The sequence below is a fragment of the Chamaesiphon sp. OTE_8_metabat_110 genome (genome assembly GCF_031382685.1).
GTDB lineage: Bacteria > Cyanobacteriota > Cyanobacteriia > Cyanobacteriales > Chamaesiphonaceae > Chamaesiphon.
Genome location: NZ_JANMZA010000651.1, coordinates 1 through 3,689 on the forward strand (window position 1 = coordinate 1; position 3,689 = coordinate 3,689).

Sequence of the window (3,689 nt, forward strand, 5' to 3'; positions counted from 1 at the left end):
GGTAAGATTTTAAACATTGAGAAAACTGATGATTCTAAGATTTACAAAAACACCGAAATTCAAGCTCTAATTACTGCGTTAGGATTGGGTGTCAAAGGTGAAGATTTTAAATCAGAACAACTGCGTTACCACCGGATTTGTTTGATGACAGATGCCGATGTCGATGGTGCCCACATTCGGACGCTGTTACTGACATTCTTCTATCGCTATCAACGCGCATTGATCGATGAAGGCTATGTGTATATTGCTTGCCCGCCGCTCTATAAATTAGAACGCGGACGCAATCACTACTATTGCTATAGCGAACGCGAATTGCAACAGAAAATATCTGAATTTCCAGCCAATGCCAACTACACAATTCAGCGATTCAAAGGGTTGGGAGAAATGATGCCTCAACAGTTGTGGGAAACTACAATGGATCGGGCAACTCGGACGCTCAAACGAGTGGAGATTCAAGATGCTGCTGAAGCGGATCGGATCTTTACAATTCTGATGGGCGATCGTGTAGCACCGCGTCGTGAATTTATCGAAACTTATGGGCCGAAATTAGGTTTGATGGACTTAGATATTTAGTAAGTTCGGGTAGTGGAGCATTGCCAGTATTCATGACTTAGCGAGCGGGAGGATCTTAATTAGTTGAGATCCTCTTTTTTTTGTGCGCGTTGAAAACGCCGATTGAGTCGATAGCTAACGATCGCGACTAACTCCAGCAACAGCATTATCATAGTAATTAACAGCACACCAGCGGTGAGTAAAAATTGCAACATGCGGATCGAATTTGGGCGAGAAATTTGTGGCGAGCTAAGTAGTGCCCAAACACGCGAATGGTTAGTTACCAATGGGATTGGTGGTTATGCCTCCGGTACGGTGGCTGGATTGTTGTCCCGTCGCTATCATGGCTTACTCATTGCTGCATTGCAGCCCCCGCTAGGTCGTACCTTGCTGCTTGCCAAACTCGATGAGGTGGCAGTGTACGATCGAAATACCTACGCACTCCACACCAATCGCTGGGCAGATGGTAGCGTCGATCCGCATGGCTACCGCCAGATCGAATATTTTGAACTTGAAGGCACGATCCCAATGTGGCGGTTCGCGTGTGCGGATGCCCTGCTTGAAAAGCGGATCTGGATGCAGCAAGGAGCCAATACTACCTACGTCCGCTATACCCTAAGCCGCGCCACTCAACCGCTGAAGTTAACCCTCGCCGCCTTGGTAAATTATCGCGACCATCATGGCGATACTCACAGCCATGAGCAAATGAATGTCTCACCAGTCGAGCGGGGTATTTGCGTGACGGCTGAGCCGAATGCGACGCCGCTATATTTATTGAGCGATGCCCTCCAAGAACCCTTGCGGGACGCCAGCGTCACCCCTGCCCATAACTGGCACTACAACTTCGATCTGGCGATCGAACGAGAGCGCGGCTTGACCGATCGCGAAGACCACCTTCACGCCGCCACCTTTGAAGTTACCCTCAATCCGGGAGAATCGATCGTTTTCGTCGCTAGCACCACGCCACAGCCCAATCTAGACGGCTCAAAAGCACTCAAACTGCACCGCGAGCGCGAGCAAAAACTCCTCAACTTGTGGAAACACAATCGACCGGGAACGATCGCCCCCAACCAAAAATGGCCGGATTGGCTCGACAGACTAGTTTTAGCCGCCGACCAATTTATTGTCAATCGTCCGGTGCCCGACATCCCCGAGGGGAAAACCATCATCGCGGGTTATCCGTGGTTTAGCGACTGGGGACGCGATACGATGATTAGTCTGCCGGGATTGACGATCGCCACTGGACGCCTGGAAATTGCCCGCTCGATTCTGCTTACCTTTGCCAAATATGTCGTTCGCGGCACGATTCCCAATCGCTTTCCCGATGCGGGTGACGTGCCCGAATATAACACTGTCGATGCGACGCTGTGGTATTTTGAGGCGATTCGCAGTTACTATGACGCCACCGCCGACGATGAGTTATTGACCGAACTTTTTCCCGTCTTAGCCGATATTATCGATTGGCATTGTCGCGGTACTCGCTACAATATCCATCTCGATGTGGGTGACGGCTTACTCTATGCCGGAGCCGCAGGCGTGCAACTGACTTGGATGGACGCCAGAGTCGATGATTGGGTAGTCACGCCGCGTATTGGTAAACCGATCGAAATTAATGCTCTGTGGTACTGCGCCTTACGGACGATCGCCAAATTCGCGCGTCAACTGGGTAAACCTGCCCGCGAATATGAAGCGATCGCGGATCGAACTTTAGCAAAATTCTCTCGCTTCTGGAACCCCACTACTGGCTATTGTTACGACTTACTCGACAGTCCCGCTGGCGATGATGCCGCCCTACGTCCCAATCAAATCTTTGCCGTCTCCTTACCGGGCAGAGGTGCCAAGGGTTATGCGCCACTACTGCCCCCACTTCAACAACGTGGCATTGTCGATGCTTGCGGACGCTCCTTGTTGACTTCCTATGGATTGCGATCGCTAGCGCCGCATCATCCCGATTATCAAGGATCTTACAGCGGCACCCAATTCCAGCGCGACGGAGCCTATCACCAGGGCACCACTTGGGGCTGGTTGCTGGGTGCGTTTGTTCTAGCACATTTACAGGTACACGGCGATCGCGCTCAGGCGAAACAGTATCTAGAACCGATCGCCCAGCACCTGCTAGCGCACGGTTTGGGCACCTGTAGCGAAATCTTCGATGGCGACCCGCCTATGACCGCACGGGGCTGTATCGCCCAAGCCTGGACGGTTGCCGCAGTCTTGCAAGCCTGGGTAGCAACAGAGCAATAGTGTAGCTATCCGCTGCGATACATTATCCCAACGTCTCATTGGCGAATGACAGCTCGATACCTTTTACCTTTTACCTCTTACCTCTTACCTCAAATTGGTATTGCATCCGAATCGATCGTCCTTAACTTCCAACAGGGAATATTGTCGGCAGATACTGAAGTAACATAGCCATCTTTAATCGTAACGTAGTCTTCTAATTGCGCTGGAAATTCGATCGCCATTCCCGGCAACAATAATCGTTCCAATGTATCGATACTATTGACAATAATAATCTGGAACTTATTAGTGGTATTTTGATAACGGCAAGATAAGGGAAGCATCAATCGATCGTCCATATATCAGTATAAATAAGTACATTAGGCAATTGTAAAGATCCTAATGGTATTCTTGAGTTTTGATTCAGACGGGATCTAAATATCCCTAATGATTAGGTTACTGGTTAGTCAATCTACTCGAATCCCCCAAAAGACAGACTTTAAAGAGCGATGATAAAACTGGGGATCGCGCACCGTTATTATACACTGACAGATTCTATTAACTTTAACGCTCGCCCGGTCGCTCTACAAACAGAATCTATATTAATTGAGAAAATGAGCGGATAGATGTTGGCTATTTCATCCACAAATTACCCATTGAGAGATCGAGCCAGTATTTGCAAGCGATCGAGATTTTGCTGGTAACTCGGACAGATCCGATCGAATCTTAGCAGGTGATAGATCTTGACTAGGCTCGATCGGCAGCAGTACTACATTAACATACTTCTATCGAGAGCAGTCGCGATCGATAAATTTGTAAGGAAAAATTTTTGGGACGTTGAAGTCGGTTGGCGATCGGTGTTAGGTTAAATCCAAGACCGATCGGGTTTAACCGCACGATTGTCAATATGTAATTTA

The 3,689-nt window shown here is 48.9% G+C and carries 4 protein-coding genes; 2 read left to right on the top strand and 2 right to left on the bottom strand.

Features of this window, described 5'->3' with window-relative positions; all coding sequences use genetic code 11:
* Window positions 1-573 (top strand): toprim domain-containing protein (locus tag RMO52_RS23480; protein WP_310419176.1); only part of this gene is annotated, 573 nt, incomplete at its 5' end.
* Between the two features lie 59 nt (window positions 574-632).
* Here the strand turns inward: RMO52_RS23480 and RMO52_RS23485 are convergent.
* A complete protein-coding gene (locus tag RMO52_RS23485) occupies window positions 633-767 on the bottom strand; it encodes a hypothetical protein (RefSeq protein ID WP_310419178.1) in 135 nt (44 codons plus the stop codon).
* Between RMO52_RS23485 and RMO52_RS23490 the strand changes: the two genes are divergently transcribed.
* Window positions 766-2,796 (top strand): amylo-alpha-1,6-glucosidase, encoded by a 2,031-nt coding sequence (locus tag RMO52_RS23490; protein WP_310419181.1) that lies wholly within the window; start codon window positions 766-768, stop codon window positions 2,794-2,796. The two genes, RMO52_RS23485 and RMO52_RS23490, sit on opposite strands and share 2 nt — an antisense overlap.
* Window positions 2,797-2,885: 89 nt before the next feature.
* On the opposite strand, the gene RMO52_RS23495 is transcribed toward RMO52_RS23490, so the two are convergent.
* Window positions 2,886-3,116, bottom strand: coding sequence for a DUF1830 domain-containing protein (locus RMO52_RS23495; protein ID WP_309744919.1), 231 nt, complete (start codon window positions 3,114-3,116; stop codon window positions 2,886-2,888).
* Window positions 3,117-3,689: the final 573 nt, after the last annotated feature.

Bases quoted from the DNA above. Each gene is read 5' to 3' on its own strand.
- RMO52_RS23490 (WP_310419181.1), top strand. From the start codon at position 766: ATGCGGATCGAATTTGGGCGAGAAATTTGTGGCGAGCTAAGTAGTGCC.
- RMO52_RS23495 (WP_309744919.1), bottom strand. From the start codon at position 3,116: ATGCTTCCCTTATCTTGCCGTTATCAAAATACCACTAATAAGTTCCAG.
- RMO52_RS23485 (WP_310419178.1), bottom strand. From the start codon at position 767: ATGTTGCAATTTTTACTCACCGCTGGTGTGCTGTTAATTACTATGATA.